At 43.4% G+C, this 627-nt stretch carries 1 protein-coding gene; it reads left to right on the top strand.

Annotation, left to right across the window (positions count from 1 at the left end; all coding sequences use genetic code 11):
- The coding region (locus R8N49_RS28265) for a M6 family metalloprotease domain-containing protein (RefSeq protein WP_318190586.1) at positions 1-627 on the top strand (627 nt) is incomplete at both ends.

Here is a 627-nt window from a genome sequence, read left to right as displayed (position 1 = left end):
TTTAACAACCAAGATTTTGTGAATGACTTCACCAATGTGATTTTTGGTGATAATCAGCAAAGTGTAAAAGACTACTTCAGTAAGAATAGCTACGGACGTTACATTGTAGAGCCTGCGAAAGAAACGGAAGGTACGGCGAACGATGGTGTCATCGACCTTACGTTGGATATCGCTCATCCGAATTGCCACTCAAAAAATGATGCGACTTGTGACAGTAAGTTAAATGAGGCTTTTAAAGCCGCTTACGACAAGTTAGACCGTTATGTGGACTTGTCTACTTACGATTTGAATAACGACGACAAAATCACACCTGACGAATTGTCTGTGATGTTTGTATTTGCGGGGTATGACAAATCTGCCGGTTCGGTAAATACGCCGTACATTTGGCCTCATCGTTATAGTCATAATGCGATTGAGATCGATGGAAAGACCATTCGAGATTACTGCTTGTTTGCTGACTTCCAAGGTGATCATCAATCTACGATGGGCGTGATTGCCCATGAACTTGGACACTTGATGCTTGGTCTACCTGATTTGTACTCCTACAAACATTCCGGCTCTGTTGGCCAATGGGGATTAATGGGTGGCGGAAGCTGGGCAAGTAAACAAGGTGATACGTATGCAGGG

This window comes from Vibrio sp. 1978 (assembly GCF_033344345.1).
Note: the sequence above shows the minus strand (reverse complement) of the source record. Positions and strands in the feature narration are given on the sequence as shown.